At 73.4% G+C, this 19759-nt stretch carries 17 protein-coding genes and 5 pseudogenes; 12 read left to right on the top strand and 10 right to left on the bottom strand.

Annotation, left to right across the window (positions count from 1 at the left end):
* From eboE to ADL08_RS28055, 3 genes are all read left to right on the top strand, one after another.
* Positions 1 to 1173: a metabolite traffic protein EboE gene (gene eboE / locus ADL08_RS28045; RefSeq protein WP_053647825.1), complete on the top strand. Its 1173-nt coding sequence runs from the start codon at positions 1 to 3 to the stop codon at positions 1171 to 1173.
* Positions 1170 to 2645: a nucleotide pyrophosphatase/phosphodiesterase family protein gene (locus tag ADL08_RS28050; protein ID WP_078968489.1), complete on the top strand. Its 1476-nt coding sequence runs from the start codon at positions 1170 to 1172 to the stop codon at positions 2643 to 2645. Before eboE ends, ADL08_RS28050 begins: the two co-directional genes overlap by 4 nt.
* Before the next feature lie 287 nt (positions 2646 to 2932).
* Positions 2933 to 4171: a metallophosphoesterase gene (locus ADL08_RS28055; protein WP_053647828.1), complete on the top strand. Its 1239-nt coding sequence runs from the start codon at positions 2933 to 2935 to the stop codon at positions 4169 to 4171.
* 75 nt (positions 4172 to 4246) lie between these two features.
* On the opposite strand, the gene ADL08_RS28060 is transcribed toward ADL08_RS28055, so the two are convergent.
* From ADL08_RS28060 to ADL08_RS28075, 4 genes are all read right to left on the bottom strand, one after another.
* Positions 4247 to 4750 (bottom strand): hypothetical protein, encoded by a 504-nt coding sequence (locus ADL08_RS28060; protein ID WP_053647830.1) that lies wholly within the window; start codon positions 4748 to 4750, stop codon positions 4247 to 4249.
* A 30-nt stretch (positions 4751 to 4780) separates the two neighbouring features.
* Entirely contained in the window at positions 4781 to 5002 is a 222-nt protein-coding gene (locus ADL08_RS28065; RefSeq protein ID WP_053647832.1) for a hypothetical protein, read from the bottom strand.
* 235 nt (positions 5003 to 5237) lie between these two features.
* Positions 5238 to 7022, bottom strand: coding sequence for an SMI1/KNR4 family protein (locus tag ADL08_RS28070; protein ID WP_053647835.1), 1785 nt, complete (start codon positions 7020 to 7022; stop codon positions 5238 to 5240).
* 128 nt (positions 7023 to 7150) lie between these two features.
* The gene (locus ADL08_RS28075) at positions 7151 to 7744 is read right to left on the bottom strand and encodes an MBL fold metallo-hydrolase (protein WP_053647837.1); all 594 of its coding nucleotides are present in this window, start codon (positions 7742 to 7744) and stop codon (positions 7151 to 7153) included.
* 82 nt (positions 7745 to 7826) lie between these two features.
* Between ADL08_RS28075 and ADL08_RS28080 the strand changes: the two genes are divergently transcribed.
* Together ADL08_RS28080 and ADL08_RS28085 are read left to right on the top strand one after the other, a co-directional pair.
* On the top strand, positions 7827 to 8783 hold the full coding sequence (locus ADL08_RS28080) for a GlxA family transcriptional regulator (protein ID WP_053647839.1): 957 nt from the start codon (positions 7827 to 7829) through the stop codon (positions 8781 to 8783).
* Between the two features lie 171 nt (positions 8784 to 8954).
* Complete coding sequence (locus tag ADL08_RS28085) at positions 8955 to 10370, top strand: NAD-dependent succinate-semialdehyde dehydrogenase (RefSeq protein ID WP_053647841.1); 1416 nt, start codon at positions 8955 to 8957, stop codon at positions 10368 to 10370.
* Positions 10371 to 10444: 74 nt separating this feature from the next.
* Here the strand turns inward: ADL08_RS28085 and ADL08_RS28090 are convergent, their stop codons facing one another.
* The 3 genes from ADL08_RS28090 to ADL08_RS28100 all read right to left on the bottom strand — a co-directional run bounded on the left by ADL08_RS28090 (position 10445) and on the right by ADL08_RS28100 (position 13369).
* On the bottom strand, positions 10445 to 11893 hold the full coding sequence (locus ADL08_RS28090) for an RICIN domain-containing protein (RefSeq protein ID WP_053647843.1): 1449 nt from the start codon (positions 11891 to 11893) through the stop codon (positions 10445 to 10447).
* A 63-nt stretch (positions 11894 to 11956) separates the two neighbouring features.
* Positions 11957 to 12526: an isochorismatase family cysteine hydrolase gene (locus ADL08_RS28095; protein ID WP_053647845.1), complete on the bottom strand. Its 570-nt coding sequence runs from the start codon at positions 12524 to 12526 to the stop codon at positions 11957 to 11959.
* 375 nt (positions 12527 to 12901) lie between these two features.
* On the bottom strand, positions 12902 to 13369 hold the full coding sequence (locus tag ADL08_RS28100; RefSeq protein WP_234352287.1) for a SpoIIE family protein phosphatase: 468 nt from the start codon (positions 13367 to 13369) through the stop codon (positions 12902 to 12904).
* 172 nt (positions 13370 to 13541) lie between these two features.
* On the opposite strand from ADL08_RS28100, the gene ADL08_RS28105 reads away from it, so the two are divergent.
* The 3 genes and pseudogenes from ADL08_RS28105 to ADL08_RS28115 all read left to right on the top strand — a co-directional run.
* Positions 13542 to 14417, top strand: a complete 876-nt coding sequence (locus ADL08_RS28105) for an MEDS domain-containing protein (RefSeq protein ID WP_053647849.1) — start codon at positions 13542 to 13544, stop codon at positions 14415 to 14417.
* On the top strand, positions 14414 to 15367 hold the full coding sequence (locus tag ADL08_RS28110; RefSeq protein ID WP_053647851.1) for an anti-sigma factor RsbA family regulatory protein: 954 nt from the start codon (positions 14414 to 14416) through the stop codon (positions 15365 to 15367). The genes ADL08_RS28105 and ADL08_RS28110 overlap by 4 nt, the downstream gene beginning before the upstream one ends.
* Before the next feature lie 56 nt (positions 15368 to 15423).
* Positions 15424 to 15993: pseudogene (locus ADL08_RS28115) on the top strand (chloride channel protein); the annotation flags it as partial.
* Between the two features lie 113 nt (positions 15994 to 16106).
* Here ADL08_RS28115 and ADL08_RS38480 read toward each other — a convergent pair.
* A pseudogene (locus ADL08_RS38480) lies at positions 16107 to 16423 on the bottom strand (MerR family transcriptional regulator); the annotation flags it as partial.
* Between the two features lie 272 nt (positions 16424 to 16695).
* Between ADL08_RS38480 and ADL08_RS38485 the strand changes: the two are divergent.
* A pseudogene (locus tag ADL08_RS38485) lies at positions 16696 to 16788 on the top strand (IS5/IS1182 family transposase); the annotation flags it as partial.
* Positions 16789 to 16994: 206 nt separating this feature from the next.
* On the opposite strand, the gene ADL08_RS28120 reads toward ADL08_RS38485, so the two are convergent.
* Positions 16995 to 17207 (bottom strand): hypothetical protein, encoded by a 213-nt coding sequence (locus tag ADL08_RS28120; RefSeq protein ID WP_053647855.1) that lies wholly within the window; start codon positions 17205 to 17207, stop codon positions 16995 to 16997.
* A gap of 499 nt (positions 17208 to 17706) precedes the next feature.
* Here ADL08_RS28120 and ADL08_RS28130 point away from each other — a divergent pair, with 499 nt between their 5' ends.
* The 3 genes and pseudogenes from ADL08_RS28130 to ADL08_RS28135 all read left to right on the top strand — a co-directional run bounded on the left by ADL08_RS28130 (position 17707) and on the right by ADL08_RS28135 (position 19544).
* Positions 17707 to 18615, top strand: coding sequence for a hypothetical protein (locus ADL08_RS28130; RefSeq protein WP_234352288.1), 909 nt, complete (start codon positions 17707 to 17709; stop codon positions 18613 to 18615).
* Positions 18616 to 18822: 207 nt separating this feature from the next.
* Positions 18823 to 19021: pseudogene (locus tag ADL08_RS38490) on the top strand (IS5/IS1182 family transposase); the annotation flags it as partial.
* Between the two features lie 196 nt (positions 19022 to 19217).
* On the top strand, positions 19218 to 19544 hold the full coding sequence (locus ADL08_RS28135; RefSeq protein WP_053647872.1) for a hypothetical protein: 327 nt from the start codon (positions 19218 to 19220) through the stop codon (positions 19542 to 19544).
* Positions 19545 to 19579: 35 nt separating this feature from the next.
* Here the strand turns inward: ADL08_RS28135 and ADL08_RS35995 are convergent.
* A pseudogene (locus tag ADL08_RS35995) lies at positions 19580 to 19759 on the bottom strand (helix-turn-helix domain-containing protein); the annotation flags it as partial.

Raw genomic sequence — 19759 nt, forward strand, 5'->3', positions numbered from 1 at the left:
ATGCGCTTCCGGCATCCCGACGGGTCCGTCGTCCACCTGTCCTACTGCACCAACGTCCACCCGGCCGAGACCCTCGACGGCGTCCTCGCCCAGCTCCGCGACCACTGCGAGCCCGTCCGCCGACGGCTGGGGCGCGACCGGCTCGGCATCGGCCTGTGGCTGGCGAGGGCGGCGTCCCGCACCCTGACGGACGACCCGGCGGCGCTGCGCGGCCTGCGGGCCGAGCTGGAGCGGCGCGGCCTGGAGGTCGTCACCCTCAACGGCTTCCCGTACGAGGGGTTCGGTCTGGACGAGGTCAAGTACCGGGTGTACCGGCCGGACTGGACCGAGCCCGAGCGCCTCGCGTACACGACCGATCTGGCCCGGCTGCTCGCCGCCCTCCTGCCCGCCGACGTCGCCGAGGGGACGATCTCCACGCTGCCGCTCGCGTGGCGCCGGGGGTTCGGCCCGTCCGGGAGTTCGGCCGCGCGGGACGCCCTCGCCGTCCTCGCCGAACGCCTCGACTTGCTTGAGGAGTTGACGGGCAAGTCGATCCGGGTGGCCCTCGAACCCGAACCCGGCTGCGCCGTGGAGACCACCGCCGACGCCATCGGCCCCCTCACCGCGATCGGCGCGCCGCACCGCGTCGGCGTCTGCGTCGACACCTGCCACCTCGCCACCTCCTTCGAGGACCCGGCCGGCGCGCTGTCCGCCCTGGACGCGGCGGGCGTCACCGTTCCCAAGGCCCAGCTGTCCGCGGCCCTGCACGCCGAGCACCCGCACCTCCCCGCCGTGCGCGAGGCGCTGGCGGCCTTCGCCGAGCCCCGGTTCCTCCACCAGACCCGTACCGTCGCCGCCGGCGGGCTGCGCGGCACCGACGACCTCGGCGAGGCCGTCGCGGGCGGGGCCCTTCCCCGTACGGGTCCGTGGCGCTCCCACTTCCACGTCCCCCTGCACGCGCGGCCCGCGCCGCCGCTGACCTCCACGCTCCGGGTGGTCGAGGACACCCTGGCCCTCCTGGTGGGCGGTCCCGTCCCCCGGACGCGCCACCTGGAGGTCGAGACCTACACCTGGCAGGCGCTCCCGCCCGAGCTGCGGCCCCTCACCCGGGCCCGGCTCGCCGACGGCATCGCCGCCGAACTCTCCCTGGCACGCGACCTCCTGACCGACCTCGGCCTCAAGGAACTGCCATGACCGACACGACCGGCACCACCGACGCGACAGCCGCGACCGGCGCCTCCGCCGTCCCCGGGTCCGTCCCCCCGCGCCCCACTCCGCTCCTCGTCCTGGACGTCGTCGGCCTCACCCCCCGGCTCCTGGAGCACATGCCGCGGCTGCGGGCGCTCGCCGCCGCCGGTTCCCGGGCGCCGCTGGCCACCGTCCTGCCGGCCGTCACCTGCGCCGCCCAGACCACCTTCCTGACCGGCACCCTGCCGTCGGAGCACGGCGTCGTCGGCAACGGCTGGTACTTCCGGGACCTCGGCGACGTCCTGCTGTGGCGCCAGCACAACGGCCTGGTCTCCGGCGACCGGCTCTGGGACGCCGCCCGCCGCGTCCACCCCGGCTACACCGTCGCCAACATCTGCTGGTGGTACGCCATGGGCGCCGACACCGACGTCACCGTGACCCCCCGCCCGGTCTACTACGCGGACGGCCGCAAGGAGCCCGACTGCTACACCCGCCCGCCGGCCCTCCACGACGAACTCACCGAGAGGTTCGGCACCTTCCCGCTCTTCCACTTCTGGGGCCCGGGGGCCGACATCGTCTCCAGCCGCTGGATCGCCGAGGCCACCCGGCACGTCATGCGCACCCGCGACCCCGACCTCACCCTCTGCTACCTCCCGCACCTCGACTACGACCTCCAGCGCTACGGCCCCGACGACCCGAGGTCCCACCGGGCCGCCGCCGAGCTCGACGCCGTCATCGGCCCGCTCCTCGCGGACGCGCGGGCCGGGGGCCGCACGGTCGTGGCCCTCTCCGAGTACGGCATCACCCGGGTGGAGCGGCCCGTCGACATCAACCGCGCGCTGCGCCGGGCCGGTCTCCTGGAGGTCCACACCCAGGACGGCATGGAGTACCTGGACCCGATGACGTCCCGGGCCTTCGCCGTGGCCGACCACCAGGTCGCCCACGTGTACGTCCGGCGTCCCGCCGACCTCCCGGTGGTCCGGGAGGCGCTCGCGGAGCTGCCCGGACTGGCCCGGCTCCTCGACGACGAGGGCAAGAAGGAGCACGGTCTCGACCACCCGCGCTCGGGGGAGCTGGTCGCCCTCGCCGAACCCGACGCCTGGTTCACGTACTACTACTGGCTCGACGACGCCCGCGCCCCCGACTTCGCGCGGCTGGTGGAGATCCACCGCAAGCCCGGCTACGACCCCGCCGAACTCCTCATGGACCCGGCCGACCCGTACGTGCGGGTCAGGGCGGCCCGGGAGATCGCCCGCAAGAAGCTCGGCATGCGCTACCGGCTCGCGGTCGTCCCCCTCGACCCCTCCCCCCTCCGCGGCAGCCACGGCCTCCTCCCCGCGGACGAGGACGAGGGTCCGCTCCTCGTGTGCTCCCTCCCCGGCGCCGTGGACGGCCGGATCGAAGCCACCGACGTGAAGGCCCTGCTCCTGCGCCTGGCCGGTCTGGGGGCGGACGCGGCGGCTCCGTCCTCACCCTGAGGCGGGGCGGACTCCCGCAGTCGCCGGCCCCGAACCGGCGCGGTCCCCGAAACGGCGGCCCTCCCCCGTCTCGGCCCCGGTCCCTCGAAGCCCCCGGGACGGACGTACCGGAGCCCGGGGAGCGACCCCTTCCGCGACGGCGGACAATGGGCCCTCCAAGAGACTCCGACGGTCGGGACCGACCGGAGCGGAACGGGGCCGCGGAAGGCCGGCCGGTGCGTCGACCGTGCCGCCGCCCGGCTGCGCCACGGGCACGATCCGCCGGACAGAACCTCGGGAGGGGAAGCGTGACCGAGACCAGCGACACCCGATCCGCCACCGGTGGGGCGCGAGGGGCGTCACCGGACCGACTGCGGCGCCTGATGCGCCACGTCCCCCTGATCGCCCCCGTCCTGCTGTGGGCCGTGCCCTGCTGGGTCCTCCTGCACACCGGTCAGCACTGGCCGCTCCCCGTCGCCCCGACCGGCACCGCGCTGTGCGTCCTCGGCCTGATCGGCATGCCGCTGGCGATGGCACGCGGCCACGGGCGGCGCCAGCGGGACCGGGCGGCGATCGTCGGCGACACGCTGCTGGGCGGCGTCTGGGTCCTGTTCACCTGGTCCGTCCTGCTCGGCGTCCTGCTGCGGCCCGCCCTGGCCGTGGCCGGCGTCGGCGACGGCCAGGACCGGGCGCGCATCGTCACCTGGGCCGTCCTGGGAGTGACCGCCGCGCTGCTCGCCTGGGGATACGCCGAGGCCCGACGCGTGCCGCGCGTGCGCCGGCTCGACGTGGAACTCCCTCGTCTGGGGGCCGGGCTGGACGGCACCCGGGTCGTCCTGATCACCGACACCCACTACGGTCCGCTCGACCGCGCCCGCTGGTCGGCACGGGTCTGCGAGACGGTGAACGACCTGGAGGCCGACCTGGTCTGCCACACCGGCGACATCGCGGACGGCACGGCCGAACGCCGTCGCGCCCAGGCCGCTCCCCTGGGCACCGTGCGGGCGACCCGGGCCCTGGTCTACGTCACCGGCAACCACGAGTACTACAGCGAGGCCCAGGGCTGGGTCGACCTGATGGGCGAGCTGGGCTGGGAGCCGCTGCGCAACCGCCACCTGCTGCTCGAACGCGGCGGTGACACCCTCGTGGTCGCCGGCGTCGACGACGTCACCGCCGAGTCCTCCGGCCTGGAGGGCCACCGCGCCCACCTCGCCGGAGCCCTGGACGGCGCCGACCCCGACCTTCCCGTCCTCCTCCTCGCCCACCAGCCCAAGTTCATCGACCGGGCGGCGGCCGCCGGCGTCGACCTCCAGCTCTCCGGCCACACCCACGGCGGCCAGATCTGGCCCTTCCACCACCTGGTCCGCCTCGACCAGCCCGCCGTGGCCGGCCTGAGCCGCCACGGCGCCCGCACCCTCCTCTACACCAGCCGCGGCACCGGCTTCTGGGGCCCGCCCTTCCGCGTCTTCGCCCCCAGCGAGATCACCCTGCTCGTACTGCGCTCCCCGCGGCGACCCGCCCCGTCCCAGGGCCTGCCGACGGTCTGATCCCGGGGCGCGGTGGCGCGTCGTCATGAACCGGCCGACGCGGAGCGGAAGCCCGGACGGCCCTCCCGGCGCTCCTCACCGGGCCCCGGCGGCCGCGCGGGGCGCGTCGGCTCCGGCCCGCGCCATCCACGCGTCCAGTTGCTCGCGGGTGGTGGCGGGGTCGGCGACCAGCGCGCCCAGGTCGTCCCCCTCGACGACGGTGGTCGCCACGGCCGGGCACCGGCGGCAGCCGTCCACGCCGGTCTGCGCCCACCACTTGCAGTGGGCGCGCAGATGGCACCGCGGCACGTTCCGGTCCTCGTCCGCCGGCGTGACCGCCACCCGCTCCACCAGGGTGCAGTCGTTGCCCCTGCGGTGCAGGCACTCGCTGACGCAGTGCGACGCGAAGCGCAGCACCCGGGTCGGCTCGACGTCCTTCGGGACGACCGGGAGGACGTCCCGGGCCGGCACGGGATCGGCGAGGTACACGACCTCTCCGTCCTGCCCGGAGCGGACGCCCAGCACCACCGCCTCCGGCGCGTCGGGTCTGCCGCTCGGGCACCAGGTCCTGCCCTTCCCGGAACGGTCCGCGGTGCTCATCTCGACCTCCTCCTCAGTCCGCCGCGACCGCTACACGATCTGGCCGGCGCAGGCCGGAAGGCAGGCGGCGGCGAGGCGCTCCTGCGCGACGGCCTCGGTGAGGTGCGCCTGGAGCTGCGCCGAGCTGATCTGCTGAGGCCTGGGCGACGACGACGGCTGCGCGGCCGCGCCACCCGCTCCGCCGAGGAGAAGCGCGGCCGCGGCGGCTGCCGCCGCGGCGCCACCGGCGGCGGAACGACCCGAGTACGTCATGACGAAACCTCCTGGATTGACCTGCGGAAATGGGGCGTAGGAGGACGGTAGGACGCTCCCGCGACCACCAGCGGCAGTTCCGGCGGCGGCTCGGCGGCGGCTTCGGGCACGGTCCGGGGCGGGAACGCCTGCGGCGGCGGTCCCGTGCGGCTCGAACCCCGGTGACCCGCCCTGGGGCGTGTGTCGAAGGTCCCGTCTGCCCTTCGGGCAGACGACGCCACTTCCGACACGCGCCCTAGCCGCCCAGGTCCGCGGCGAGGTCGTCGCGCCAGTGCACGGAAAGCCGCTGGTACAGGATCGTGGCCGCCGCGGCCGGCAGGGGCAGCAGGAGGAATTCGCGCAGTGCCCCGGCCGCCGAGTCCCGTGCGGCCCACGCGGCGAGGTCGGCCGCGGTGACGGGCGCCGGGTCCGGTCCGCGCCGGGCCGCGTCCAGCAGTCCCCGTGCGGCCCGGACCTCCGCCGAGAGGGTCCTCATCCGCAGGTCGAGGTCCCCGCCGGCCGGGAGGTCCACCGGCTCGTTCCGGCGGATCCGCTCCAGCGCCCCCGCGATCTCCGGGTAGGCGTCGATGCCGGTCTCGGACGCCAGCCGGCCGAGCTGCGCCGCCATCGCGGAGCGCAACCGCTCCGGCGGCGTCCGCTCGACGATCCCGCCGAGGTCGACGTCGCGCACCGAGGAGACCGGGGTCCGCGCCGGAGGGAGGTCGTCGAGGACCGGCAGCAGCAGCGCGCTCGCCAGCGGCTCGTCGCCGTCCGCCGCCGGGTCCCAGGTGATGCCGTGCTCCGTCGCCAGGGCGGCCAGCAGCCGGGTGTAGGCGGCCGTGGAGCCGGGCCAGGGGTCGACGCCGATCCGCTGCCACTGCTGTCCGTCGCGTCCGAGCGCGGGCTTCCCGTCGGGCCCGGTCACGTAGTCCTCGCGGGGCGAGAGGACCCGGCGGGCCGCCCCGGGCCGCTCCGCACCGTCCTCGACGACGGTGACCCGCACCTCGGGCCCCTCCTTGGCCAGGCGCACGACCCGGGTCCCCCGGGACAGCCGGCGCAGCACCTCCGGGCGGCCGAACTGGGGGTCGCCGCCCTCCTGGGTGGCGTACGACCACCCGTCGCCGCACCGGCCGGCCCGGACCATCGGACGGCACGCCGCCCAGGGCGCGGCGGCGGACGACCGCGCCTGCTCCCGGCTGCGCGGTCCGGCGGTCGCGGGCACCGCGCCCAGTCCGTCCAGCAGTTCCCCGGGCGAGACGCCCGCCACGAACACGACGTCCGGCTGCGCGGGGGGCGGCTCGGCCGGGGTTCCGAAGCCGAGGACGACGTACGACTCGCCGGGCTGCGGGGCGGGCGGCGCCGGCTCGGCCGGCGGGACCTGCGGCTCGGTGGTCCCGGCGGCGAGGCCGAGGGGGGAGGACGGGTCGGGGACGGCCGTCCTGTCGTGGTCCCAGATCAACCGGCCCTCGAAGCCGAGCGGAGTGCTCCCGTGGAAGGGCGTGCCGTTCTCCAGGGCCGTGGCGAGGTCGGCGAGGACGTGCCGCAGGCCCGGCCAGTCGGTGAAGGACGGGCAGCCCTCGTCGAAGTACCGGCCTATGCGCCCGTGGTGCGGGCCGGGCCGGGTGACCACGAAGAGCCCGTCGGAGGACTGCCAGCCGATGCCCAGGGTGATCAGCAGGCGCTCGTGCGGCCAGTACGCGTGCTGGTCGCGTTCCTCCTCGTCGAGATCGGCCTCGGCGACTTCCTCGGCGGCCTCCTCGCCGATGTGCCGCAGGAACTCGGTGCTGTTGACGATGTCCTCGACTCCGGACAGCGGTCCGTAGTGGTCGAGCGTCGGCGTTCCGTCCTGGAGCCGTACGCCGTCGTGACGCAGCAGCGACTCCTTCAGGTCGGACGGGAACGTCACGCCCAGACGGAGTTCGGCCGCCGCGACGTCCTCCGGGCGGGCCGGCGGCCGGAGCAGTCCGTGGCTGAGGGGAGCGTGCTCCGCGAGCCAGGTCTCGATGCGGTCCCACGACTGGGCGACGGTGAGCGTGATCATGTCGGCACCCTAGGCGGGGGCACTGACACTCCCCCGCCCGCTACGACGGCCGTCGGGCCCGGCGGCCGGGCGGTTCGCGCGGTCGAAGCCCGGCCGGTCGGCAACTCCTCGGCCCGTGGCGGCGGTTGTCAGCGCGGGGTGGTGTCGTCGGCCTTGAACGGGGCGCCGTGGCCGGGCACGATCAGGTCCGCGGCGGCCAGCACCCGGAGCCGGGAGGCGCGCAGCACCTCGCGGTCGGGGGCCACGGGGTCGTCCGCCGGGCCGTTCGCGTGCCACCACAGGTCGCCGGCGAAGGCGACCACGCCCGCCTCCGTGCCCGCCAGCAGGGTGATGTCCTCGGCGCTGTGGCCCGGAGTGCGGATCAGCCGCAGCGACGGGGTGAGTTCGTAGCCCTCCGCGTCCCGGTTCTTCCACTGGTGGCCGCGGTACTCCACCTTGTGGTCGTGCACCCGGGCCTGCCCGAAGAGGCCCACGTTCATGGTGTTGTCCGGGTGGTGGTGGCTGAGCACCACGTCGGTGATGTCGTCGGGGCCGAGCCCCAGCTTCGCGAGCGGGTCGAGGATCAGGTCGTGGCTCGCCACCATGCCCGGGTCGAAGATCACGTGCCGGCCGGCGTCGGACACGTAGGAGACGGTGGCGGCGACTCCGGGGCCGGTGGAGCCGACGTATCCGGTGGTCAGGACGGTGTATGCGGCGCTGCGGCCGAGCGGTGCGTCTGTCATGGCCTCAATGTTCGTGGAGGGAGGGGCCGTTCACGAGTGGCACGTCTGCCGCTGATCGCAGGATTGCTGCCACACTGTGCGCATGGCTCCCTTCACGACCGTCGCCGCGTACGCCCCGCCCGGTGTCGGCATGCTCGCCGTCGGCATCGTCGCCGAGGTCTTCGGCCCGCACGGCGAGGCGCTGCCCGGCTTCGACTTCGCCCTGTGCGCCGACCGGTCCGGGCCGGTCACCACCGACGTCGGGGTGCCGCTCGACGTCACGCACGGCCTGGACCGGCTCGTCTCGGCCGACCTGGTGATCGCCCTGCCGTGGACCGGCTTCCGCACGCCGCCCGCTCCCCCGGTGCTCGACGCGCTGAAGGCCGCGCACGAGCGCGGCGCGCTGGTGGTGGCCCACTGCGTCGGGACCTTCGCGCTCGCCGCCGCCGGGCTGCTGGACGGCCGGCGGGCCACCACCCACTGGCGGTTCGCCGAGCTGCTCGCCCGCCGCCATCCCGAGGTCACGGTCGACCCCGACGCCCTCTACGTCGACGAAGGACGCGTCGTCACGGGCGCGGGGGCCGCCGCGGGCTTCGACCTCTGCCTGCACCTGCTGAGGCGGGAGCACGGAGCCGCGATGGCCAACGGCGTCGCCCGGGACGTGGTGCTGCCCTCCCACCGCGACGGCGGGCAGGCGCAGTACCTGGCCGCCCCCGTCCCCGAGGGCTGCCGCGACGAGCGCCTCACCGAGGTCCTGGCGTGGGCCCGCGAGAACCTCCACCAGCCGCTTCCCGTGGCGGAGCTGGCCCGGCGCGCCCTGATGAGCAAACGCTCCTTCGCCCGCCGCTTCGCCGCCGCGACCGGCACCACCCCCCACGCCTGGTTGCGGAGCCTGCGGCTGAGCAGTGCCGAGGAGCTGCTGGAGACGACGGACCTGCCGGTCGAGGAGGTCGCCCGCCGCGTCGGGTACGGAAGCGCGACCGTCCTGCGTGAACAGTTCGTACGCCGCCGGGGAGTGCCGCCCCGCTCGTACCGCCGCGCCTTCACGAACGCGCCGTGACGGAGCGGGCCGCTCGCGTGACGGAGCGGACCGATCAAAGAGGGCTTTTCATTACTTTCATCTTGTTTTCCGCTCTTCCTTCCGGGTAGCAGGCCGAAGGTGAGGGAACGCGACGTTCCACATGGGCCGCCGCGTTCCCCGTACCCCGATCCGTCCCGTACTGGAGCTTCCATGCCGGAGCAGCGCAAGAGCCCGTTCGCCACCGTCAGCCCGTACACCGGGGAAACCCTCGCGGAGTTTCCGGTGATCGAGGGCGAGGAGGTCGACTCGGCCCTCGAAACCGCAGGTCACGCCTTCGAGGCGTGGCGCAGGCGGCCGATCGGCGAGCGCGCCGCGGTGGTCGGGCGTGCGGCCGGGCTGATGAGGGAACGCAAGGAGCCGCTGGCCCGGCTCCTCACCGAGGAGATGGGCAAGCTGATCGGGGAGGCGCGCGGCGAGGTGGACCTCGCGGCCTCGATCCTGTCGTACTACGCCGAACACGGACCCGACTTCGCGGCGAACGAGCCGCTGGACGTCGAGGAGGGGGAGGCGTACCTCGTCAACGAGCCGTTGGGCGTCCTCCTCGGCGTGATGCCGTGGAACTTCCCGTACTACCAGGTGGTGCGCTTCGCCGCCCCGAACCTGGTCCTCGGCAACACCGCGCTCGTCAAGCACGCGGGGATCTGCCCGCAGTCGGCGCTGGCCCTGGAGAAGCTGTTCCGCGACGCGGGGGCGCCCGAGGGCGTCTACACCAACCTGTTCGTGAGCCACGACGAGGTCTCGCGCATCATCGACAGCCCGGTCGTCCGGGGAGTGTCGCTGACCGGCAGCGAGCGCGCGGGCGCGCAGGTCGCCGAACGGGCCGGGCGCAACATGAAGCCGAGCCTGCTGGAACTGGGCGGCAGTGACGTCTTCGTCGTGCTGGACGGCGAAGGGCTGGAACGCACGGTCGGTGCCGCGGTGGCCGGCCGGATGGCGAACACCGGGCAGAGCTGCGTGGCGTCGAAGCGGTTCATCGTCCTCGACGAGGTCTACGACGACTTCGTCGCGGGGATGCGCCGCGCGTTCGAGGCGCTGGTCCCCGGCGACCCGGCGGACGAGGCGACCACGCTGGGCCCCCTCTCGTCGGAGCAGGCGGCCGCCGGCCTGGCCGAGCAGATCCGCGAGACGGTGGACCAGGGGGCCGAGCTCGTCACCGGCGGCCACCGGATCGACCGTCCGGGCGCCTTCGTCGAGCCGACGATCCTCACCGGCGTCAAGCCCGGGATGCGCGCCTACGCGGAGGAGCTCTTCGGTCCCGCCGCCGTGGTCTACCGGGTGGCCGACGAGGACGAGGCGGTCGCCCTCGCCAACGACAGCCAGTACGGTCTCGGCGGTTCCGTCTTCTGCGCGGACGTGGAACGCGGCCGCCGGGTCGCCGAGCGGGTGGAGACCGGCATGGTGTGGGTCAACCATCCGACCTCCACGCAGGCCGGCCTGCCCTTCGGCGGCATCAAGCGCTCCGGTTACGGACGTGAGCTCTCCCGGCTCGGCATGCAGGAGTTCGTCAACCGCAAGCTGGTGCGCGTCCTGCCCCCCGACGCGGAACTGGGCGGCGTCGCCGGCTGAACCGGCCCGGCGCGGGAGCGGGCGGTCGCCCCTCCGCCGCGGGGGCGGAGGGGCGACCGGAGGAAGCGCCGCCGTCAGGCGATGGCCCGCTCCCACTGCTGGTTCTGGCCGCCGTTGCAGGTCCACTGGTCGAGCGCGGCGCCGTCCGCGTACGAGTGGTCGGCGACGTCCAGGCACTTGCCGCCGTGCCGGGCGACCAGCCGGCTGTAGCCGGCGTCGTCCGTCGGCTCGACCTTCCAGTGCTGGGACTTCGCGGAGCCGCAGGTCTTCTGGACGACCGGGGCGCCTTTCTCTGTGGGCGTTCCGCTCGCTTCGAGGCACTTGCCGCTGTTGCGGGCCATGATCCGGACGTAGCCGCTGGTGCCCACGTTCTTGAACCAGTACTGCTGGTTGATGTCCCCGCCGCAGCCCCACTGGATGATCCGGGCGCCATCGGCGGAGTCGAAGCCGGAGACGTCGGCGCACTTGCCGCTGCTGCGGACCGACAGCGTCTCCCAGATCACGTTCATGCCGGTCACCTTTCCGGCCGCGGTGTCGATCGTGACCTTGGGCGAGTAGTCCATGGTCATGGTGGTCCTGGTGGGGAACTTCAGCGGGAGCCAGACGTACTGGGAGTCCTGGACCGTGCCGCCCATGGAGTTGCCCCAGCGGTCGCCCATGTAGAGGTACGAGGTGCCGGAGGTGCCCTGGACCGGCAGGACGTAGGCCGTCTGGCTGCGGTAGGCGGTGGAGTTCCCGATGTCCTTCAGGCCGCTCCAGGCGCCGGTGACGCTGGTGGCGGTGGCGTACTTCTGCTGGTTGGGCGCCCAGCCGGTGGCGCCGGAGGTGAGTAGGAAGTAGACGCCGTCGCGCTTGAACATCGCGGGGGCCTCCCGCCACTGCCCGGCCCACAGCTTCTTCACCTGGGCGTCGATGCCGGTGTAGTCGGAAGTGAGGCGGTAGACGTGCAGGTCGGCGTTCTCGTTGGCCGCGGAGATCATGTAACCGGTGCCGTCGGTGTCGACGAACGTCGTGATGTCACGCGACATGTGGCCCAGCGGACGGAAGCTGCCGCGCCAGGAGTAGTCGCCGTCGACGGTGTCCGACACGGCCACCGCGGCGCGGGCCTCGGAGTAGTCGGTGGCGCTGCCCTCCTTGTGCATCCACATCACGAACTGGCCGGTCGAGGCGTTGTAGACGACCTTGGGGCGCTCGATGTTGGCGCCCACGAGCTCCAGCGGCTTCGTGGAAACCGATCGGCGGACGGCCGACGCCCTGAAGCGGGGTCCCTCGTTCGCCGTACGGCCGGACCGCGCTGACCCGGATGCTGCCCGGCCGCCGCACCCCCTGGGCCGCGATCGCCGCCTCCTGCGTACTGCTCGCCCCCCCCGGATCGAGGCGGAGGTGTGGCTGCGCGGCTCGGCGGTCCTCGCCCTGGCGGTGGTGCTCGCCGCGGTCGCGGCGAAGCGGCGCCGCCGCCCGGAGGCGGAGGGGGCGCGGAGGCCTGACGGTGGGGAGGGGCGGGGCGCGGCCCGCTTCCCCACAGGGCCGGCCGGATCAGGGACACGGGTTCACCCGGTGCCACCACGGTCGGGCGTCGGGGGTGTTCACGCGTCCGGACCGGCCGATTCCTCGGAGTCCTCGAAGCTGAAGGCGTCCAGGGAACAGATCCGGACGGACATGTTGTGTTCCATCATCCGCAGCGCGGCGTCGGCGAGGTCGGCGTCGATGTGGGCGACGGCCTCGGGGACGAGACTGACGTCGAAGTGGCGGATGTGGGCGTCCAGCGCGGAGTAGAGGACGCACTGTTCGGTGACCTGCCCGCACAGGACCACGTGCCGGACTCCCAGCTGCCCCAGGAGGTAGGACAGCGGAGTCTCGAAGAACACCGAGTGCCGGGCCTTGACGACGAAGAGCGACTTCTCGTCGGGGGCGATGGTCTTGACCAGGTCGGGGTGCCTTCCTGCGAGTGCCGCTTCGAGGAGTTCTCCGTGGTGGGAGCGCCACCGGCCGAAGTTGTCGTTGACGTAGATCACCGGGGCGTCCGCTTCCCGGGCACGCCCCAGGAGCTCTTCCACCCCCGGCAGCGCCTCGCGGACGGAGGGCAACAGCGCGTCGGCGTCCTCGTGTTCGTAGGTGTTCAGCATGTCGACCACGATGAGCGCCGCCTGCGCCACGGGAACCACCTCTCGCCCTGGTGTTCGCACCCTTCGGTCCCGGTCCCGGACCCGCGACGGGGGCCGGAAGTCCGAACCGTTCCGCTCGCGTGCGGTCGCCGGTCCTCGGCCTTCGACGCGACGTCGTCGGGGTGGGGGCGTACGGCCTCCTGCCGCCCCCCGGATCCCGTGTCCGCTCGCCGTGCGTGGCGGCGACGGGCCGGGCCCCGGGTCTCCGTCCTCTGGTGCGGCTTTCCTCCCCGGGCCTGCTCAAACGGCGGCGATCGTCTTTTCGCCGCGCCGGTGGCGGTGCCGGTCACGAGCCGGTCGGCGAGGCGGAGCGCCCTGCCCCCGTCGTCCGCGCGCCCGTCGCCACGGACCCCGTTACGGGATCCGTCACGCGGGTGGTACGGCGGTGCGCAGCAGGAGCAGGGCGATGTCATCGGTGTGGAGGGCGGTGGGCCGGGCGCGGCGCAGGACGAGGTCCATCAGGTGGTCGAGGGGCTGCCCGTCGTGTTCGGCCAGGAGGTGGGCGAGGTCGTCGGCGGTCCGTTCGGGATCGGTGCGGGGGATTTCCACCAGGCCGTCGGTGTGGAGGGCGAGGGTCGTCCCGGGGCGCAGGGGCAGGACGGTGAGCGGGCGGGCCGCGTCGGGGCCGACGCCGAGCAGGGGACCCGGTTCGAGTCCGACGACACCGGGCGGCGCCCGAGGTCTCGTCGCGTCGGGACATGGGCCGCTCCGTCCGACCGGGCGTACAACCGGGTACGGACGGCCGTGCGGTCGACGACCGTCCGCCGAGGGCGCCCGGCCGGTCGGGGAAACGGAGCGGTGGCCTCCGGCGGTGGACTGCGGACAGTCGGACACCGTGCGGTCCTCGCGGAACGGAGCGGTGGCCTCCGGCCGTGGACTGCGGCCCACCCGGCACCGTACCGGTCCTCGCCCTCGCGGAGCGGAGCAGCGGTCTCCTCGGCCTGTAAGGTGCTCACCCGGGGCGGTGCACCCGTTCGGGCGCACCGGCAGAAGCGGAGGGGGCTCCATGCGTGACGCATCCGCCACCGCGGACGCGCGAACAGCGGGGGACCAGCACTCGAGTGCGGTGTTCTCCAGCGACGCCGAGTGGGCCGAGCTCCTGGTCTCCTTCGTCCGCGCGGGACTGCGGCGCGACGAACAGGTGCGGTACTTCGCGGACACCACCGCGCCCGACCTGGTGCTGCACACCCTCGCCCAGTACGGCGTCGACGCCGTCTCCGCCGTGCGGCGCGGCCAGCTGACGGTGACGACCGCCGCCGAGACCTACCTGGCGGGACCGTGCTTCGACCCCGACGCGATGGTCGGCCTGTGGCACGAAGCCGTCGCGTCGGCCGCGACGCACGGGTACGCGGGGCTGCGGGCCATCGGGGAGATGTCCTGGGGGGCGCGCGACGTGGCCGGCGCCGAGCGGCTGCTCGAATACGAACTGCGCATCCACCACGAGGTCTTCGACCGCCTGCCCCTGACGGCGTGGTGCTTCTACGATCGGCGCCTGATGCCCCGGGACGCCCTCGACGTCCTGCTCGGGGCGCACCTGACGCATCTGGGCGCGCCCGACCCCGCTCCTCGTACGCCTGGTCTGGTGGTCGCTCCCCTGGCCGACCGCCCCGGCCTGCGGCTGGAGGGAACGGCCGGATACGAGACCCGCCGTGTCACCGCCTCCGCCGCGGCCGCCGTGGCCGACTCCCCCGCACCGCGGATGGACCTGGACCTCACGCGTCTCGACCACCTCGACGTCGCGGCGCTGGCCGACATCGCCCGCGCGGCGGTACGACGACCCGCGGGGACGCCCGTCCGGCTCCTCGGAGCGCCGCCCTCGCTGACGCGCCTGCTGGAACTCTTCCCCGAACTCGGCCTCGGTCTGGAGGTGACCGGCCGGTGACGACGTTCACACGGCCGCCGTCCGGCACGGACCCCGTCGCGGCCTTCGACCACCCCGCCCTCTTCTACACCACGGAGGAGGAGTACCTGAGCGGCGTCGGTGGAGCCGTCCGCGCCGCCGCCGCCCAGGACCGCCCGGTGCTGGCCGCCGTGCCCGGTGAACGTCTGCGCCTGCTCCGGGACTCCCTCGGGGCCGACCACCCGGACGTCGTCTGGACCGACATGCGGCAGGCCGGCCGCAATCCCGGGCGGATCCTGTCGATGCTCCAGGACTTCGCCGCCCGCAACGCCACCGGGCGTCCGTTCATCGTGGGCGAACCGATCTGGGTGGGGCGCACCCCCGCGGAGGCCGGGGAGGCCACCCGCCACGAGGCGCTGATCAACCTCGCCTTCGCCGGTCGCGACGCCACCGTCCTGTGCCCCTACGAGAGCGCGCTGCCCGAGCGGGTGCTGGCCCAGGCGCACCGGACCCATCCGGTCCTCATGGGCTCCGACGGCTACCGGCCCAGTCCCGCGCACACGGACCCGCACGAGGTCTGCCGGGACTGCGACACCCCGCTGCCCGAGCCCGAGGACGCCCTCGTCCTGCACTTCGGCGAGCAGGAGCTCGCCGACGCGCGGGGCGCCGCGGGGCGCTGGGCCGAAGCGGCGGACATGTCGCGGCACCGCCGCACCGACTGGCTGCTGGCCGTCAGCGAAGCGGTCACCAACTCGGTGCGTCACGGCGGCGGAAAGGGCACTCTGCGCCTGTGGCGCACGGAGGGGACCCTGGTCGCCGAGACCAGTGACCACGGCCGTGTGACCGATCCCCTCATCGGCCGGCGCCGTCCCGACCCCTTCTCCGCGGCGGGGGGCCGGGGCGTGTGGATGATGCACCAGCTCTGCGACCTGGTGGAGATGCGTGCCTCCTCCTCCGGCCTGGTCGTACGTCTGCACATGACGATCGACTGACGGCCGCCGGGTCCCCCCACGGCCGGACGGGGGCATCCGGCACGGGGGCATCCGGCGTGGTTCCGGTCGCGGGATCCGGAAGGAGGGGGGTCGTCGTCGTCGCGGTCGCGAGCCTGCCGCTCGGCGCCGTCCTCGGTCCCGAGGCGCCCCTGATCGCGCTCGGTGGCGGTCTGGCCCTGCTCTTCCGGCACCTCGTCCGCGCCCCGGCCATCCCGCAGAGCACCGCGCTGCTGGGCGCGGCCGGAGCGGCGGCGGCCATCGCCGCGATCTTCGGCAACCCCCTCGTCGCCGCCGTCCTCCTGATCGAGGTGGCGGGCGTGGGCGGTCCGCGACTGTTCGTCGTCATGCTGCCCGCCCTGCTGTCCAGCGGCGTCGGGGCCGTGGTGTTCACGGGCTTCGGACGCTGGACCGGTCTCGAGACGGGCGGTCTCACCGCCCGCTTCCCCACCGCTCCCCCGCGTCTGGACACCGGGGACGTGGTGTGGTCGATCGTGCTGGCGGCGGGGGTCGGCGCGCTGGCGCACCTGGTGATCGTCGGCGGCCGGCTGACCGCCGCCTTCGTGACGGCCTCGCCCTTCGTACGGACGGTGGTCTGCGCGGTCGGCGCCGGAGGCTGCGCCGCCCTCTACGCGGTCGTCACGGGGCGCACCCCCGTCGAGGTCGCCAGGGCCTGCGGCCCTTCCGCGACCCGGACGCGCCCGGGGAGGAGCGATCCGGGTCGGTCCGGACCGGCATCCGTTCAAGCCACGGTCAGGCGAAGGCCGAGATCCGCCGTGCCGAGGCCGGCGAGGTCGCTGTTGCGCTCGTCCCACCGGCCGGAACGCAGGTCGTCACCGAGGCTTCGCACCGCCCGCTGCTCGGCCTCCGGCCCGATCCTCGTCCACACCGACATCGCACGGCGCACGTGATCCTCCAGGTACGCCCCCGGTACGCCTCGAACGATCTGTCGGCGCAGCCCCACGGGACGAGAACCGGCTCGGCGCGGACGCCGATCGCGTCGGCCGTCCCCGCAGGGGAGGGAGACTCCGAGAGGACGCCGGCGAACTCGGGCAGGTAGCCGACGGCCGGGGTCGTCCTTGTTGGTGTCCACCGACCTCCGCAAGGGCAACCCCGGCCCAAGGCCTGTCCGGTGGGTCGAGTGACTCGTGTGCGGATCGATCGTCCGACCTCCGTGGAGCGGGATCATCTCCCGGATGCCGAGTGGGCTCTGTCGGAACCACACCCTCCGAGGAACTGCGAACAGGGCGGACGCTGGCAGTGTCATCGCAGGTGGCAAGCGGACGGAACGCGGCAGAAGGCCCTGCGGCCCGCCCGTGCCCACACCACGGCTCAAAAACCTTCGAGCCGTGGCAACCCGCCACGACAAGAGGGGTTACGTCGCTCACGGCACGGTCACCGTCGCCGCGATCCGGCTGCGGCTTCACCCGCAGGAGGCGGCCGAGCCGCTGTCGGATTCGCCTTACCGCATGGCCGGACGGTTGGCGGATGTGTACTCGTCCGCGACCTTGAAGACGCTGGCGCGGCCCGGGCATCCCGCATGACCGAAAAGGTGGGAGAGTCCGTCGGCGAGCGCCTCCTTCTCCTCGCTAACGGCCATCTCGTACATCCACTTGCCGGTTCCGGTGAGTCACTCGGCGGCCGCCGGGCGCAGGTCGCGGCGCTCGACGTCACCCATGTCCCAGTCCCGGGTCGCGGAGTACCGCCCGTAGTCGCCGATGGCGATCGTGACCTTTGCGGCGCAGTGGGGGCAGGCCAACGCGTAGGAGTCGTCCTTGAAGTCGCCCAGGGCCGCCGCCCAGTGGTACTCCTCCTCGGCCGAGAGCAGGGCGCGGAAGGGCACGGGGAGTCGGTCGGCCGCGACCGCAGGTGTCGGTTCAGCACTCCGCGGAACTGCGCGACGGCGCCGGCGCGGTCCGCCAAGGGATCGTCGCAGCCGTGGTGCCCGGCCGCGCGCTCGAGGATCTCCCCCGCCAGGGCGCGCGCCTGCGCATGACGAGACGCAAGGCGCACCAGGCGAGGCAACGCGGCGAAACCGGCCGGGGAGACCAGGTCATGCTCAAGAACGAGCCGCCGTCCCAGCTCCTTCCACGCGTCCGCGTCGGCACCGTGCTCGACCCGTTCCAAGAACTCCGGAACACGATCCACCTCGAACCGGTAGTCACGCGTCTGCGTCCGGTCCACCACTCCGGCGTTGAACCTTCCCCGGGTGCCCGGAGGCGAGCCGGTCTTGCGGCTCGGTAGTGACGGCACCTCCGAGCGACCCGTCGGGCACCCCTCAGCTCCTGTCCGGTCGATCATGCTGCTCGTCGAGGTGCTCGCCCGGCGTCAGGCCCCGGGGCATGGACGCCGACCACCATGCGCGGGGCACTCCGATCGCCGATCATGCCGTGAGGACGCCCAGCGGGCCCGCTGGAAGCACGCCGATCGATCCGTTACCGCAGATCAGAGCCTTCACAACCCGGCCGGCGGCCAGCGCAGACCAGGTGCGGTGCGCGGGTGTGCACGGGCATCGGAAGGTGCGGTTCCGAAGGTGTGATGATGAGACGATGGAGCCTTCCGAGCCGTTCAACGTCCTTTCCCTTCGTCATGTCCCCGCGGGTCCGGGGTCATGGCGATCGGCGGCGCGGATCCGCTCGTTGGTCGACGGGGTGGACGTCGTGGAGACGATCCACCCCGACAGCGATTCGAGCCTCTTTCACGAGATGCTGATCGGCCCGCCCGAAACGTGGCCGCTGAGGGCCGGCGGCGAACCGCGGCGGGTCGAGCTGTCGAGCAACTACTGCGACACCGGTTGCTGCGGGGGCGTCTTCGTGACCATCGAGCGGTCTGGTGGTCTGGTGGTGTGGACGTGGGAGAACACGGACGACATCCGGGTGCCGCTGCCGCCGGACTCCCACTTCGACGCCGACCGGTACGACGCCGAGCTGGACCGTTTCGTCGCCGATCACAGCTGGGAAGAGCCGGTCGACACCGCCGCACGCCTCTTGGCCCGGGAACTGGTCGCCCTCGACTGGCACCGGCGATGGAACTGCCTGACCCCGCCCCGGGGCTTTGGCGTCTCGGTCGGCGACCGCGGCGAGGAGGCCCACGTCACGATGCGGTTCCGCGTCGAGGATTCGCTCCTCTCGACGGCGTTCCGCCACTACACCGTGTCCGTCACCGGGAACGAACCCGTCGAGAACCAGGTCCGCCGGTTCGCCGAACACATCGATACCTCCGACCCGCGCTCGACCGCACAACACGGCTGATCCGCTGCCGGACCGCTGAGCCCGGTGGCAAGATCCGGCAATCAGGACCCGGGCGACGGCTCGACACCGCTCGCACCACCCCCGCACCCGCGGGGTGTTCCGCTCACCGCGCCAGACGGCACATTGACCGGCCGGCGTGGTGGACTTGTCGACGGCGGCCTTGGCGCCGGATTCCTCCCCTGCCTTGCAGTCATTGCGCGGTTCCCGGCCAACGGCCAAGCCCGCGACAGCATGGGCGGCCGCCCCGCCGGCTTCGACAAGGCGATCTGCGAGCGCAGGACCGAAGTCGAGCGAACGATCAACGCGCCGAAGAACTCCCGGACCGTGGCCACGAGATTCGGCAAGCGCCCACATCTTCCACGGCACCGCCACGCTCGCCTCGATCAGGCTCTGGCTCCGCCCATGATCTCTCTCGGGTCTAGGCACTGTCCGGCGGATCATGTGATCACTAGGATCCAGGGGCGTCCGTTCCCCGTTGGTCAGTGCCGAGGGACTGGGTGGATGCGGCAGTGATGAGCGATGCGGACCGGTGCTTCCCGCAGCGGACGGAGAAGGGGGGGCCTGTGGGGGGTCGGCGGCTGCACGGGGGGCTCGGGGCGGCAGTGGCACTGCTGCTCGCGATATCCGCTGCCATGCTTCTGGGGAGGTCGTGGACCGCCTGCGACATGGGGGTGAACAACGCGGCCAACGGTGGTTTCCTGCTGTGGCTGTTCATCCCGGGTCTCTGGACGGTCCTGCTGCTGGTCTGGGTCACGATGGGCGCCTTCCTGGGGAACCGTCCCCTTTTCCAGGCCTTGGCTCTCGCGGTGACACTGCTGGGTGTTGTCTGGTGCGCCATCTCGATCTTCTGGGAGGGCGCCGCCACCCCTCCGTGCCCCAGCGGCATGCCCCCATGGTGGCCGAGCTTCCTCCCCGCCCCGGGATTCTGAAAGACCGGTCCCGGCATTTCACGGCTTGAGCCAGAGGCGAACTGCTGCTGCGGTGTTCTTGAGGCGGTTGATGGTCCACTCGACCTCGTTGCGGCGCCGGGCGAGCAGCCGAACAACGGCGCGAGCTGCCGCATCGTGGGGTTCGTCCGGTAGTACACGGCCACCAGCAGCACCCGGTCCGGCAGCGGCAGACACCACGGCCGGCCACCACCCGG

Source organism: Streptomyces sp. NRRL F-6492 (assembly GCF_001280125.1).
GTDB lineage: Bacteria > Actinomycetota > Actinomycetes > Streptomycetales > Streptomycetaceae > Streptomyces.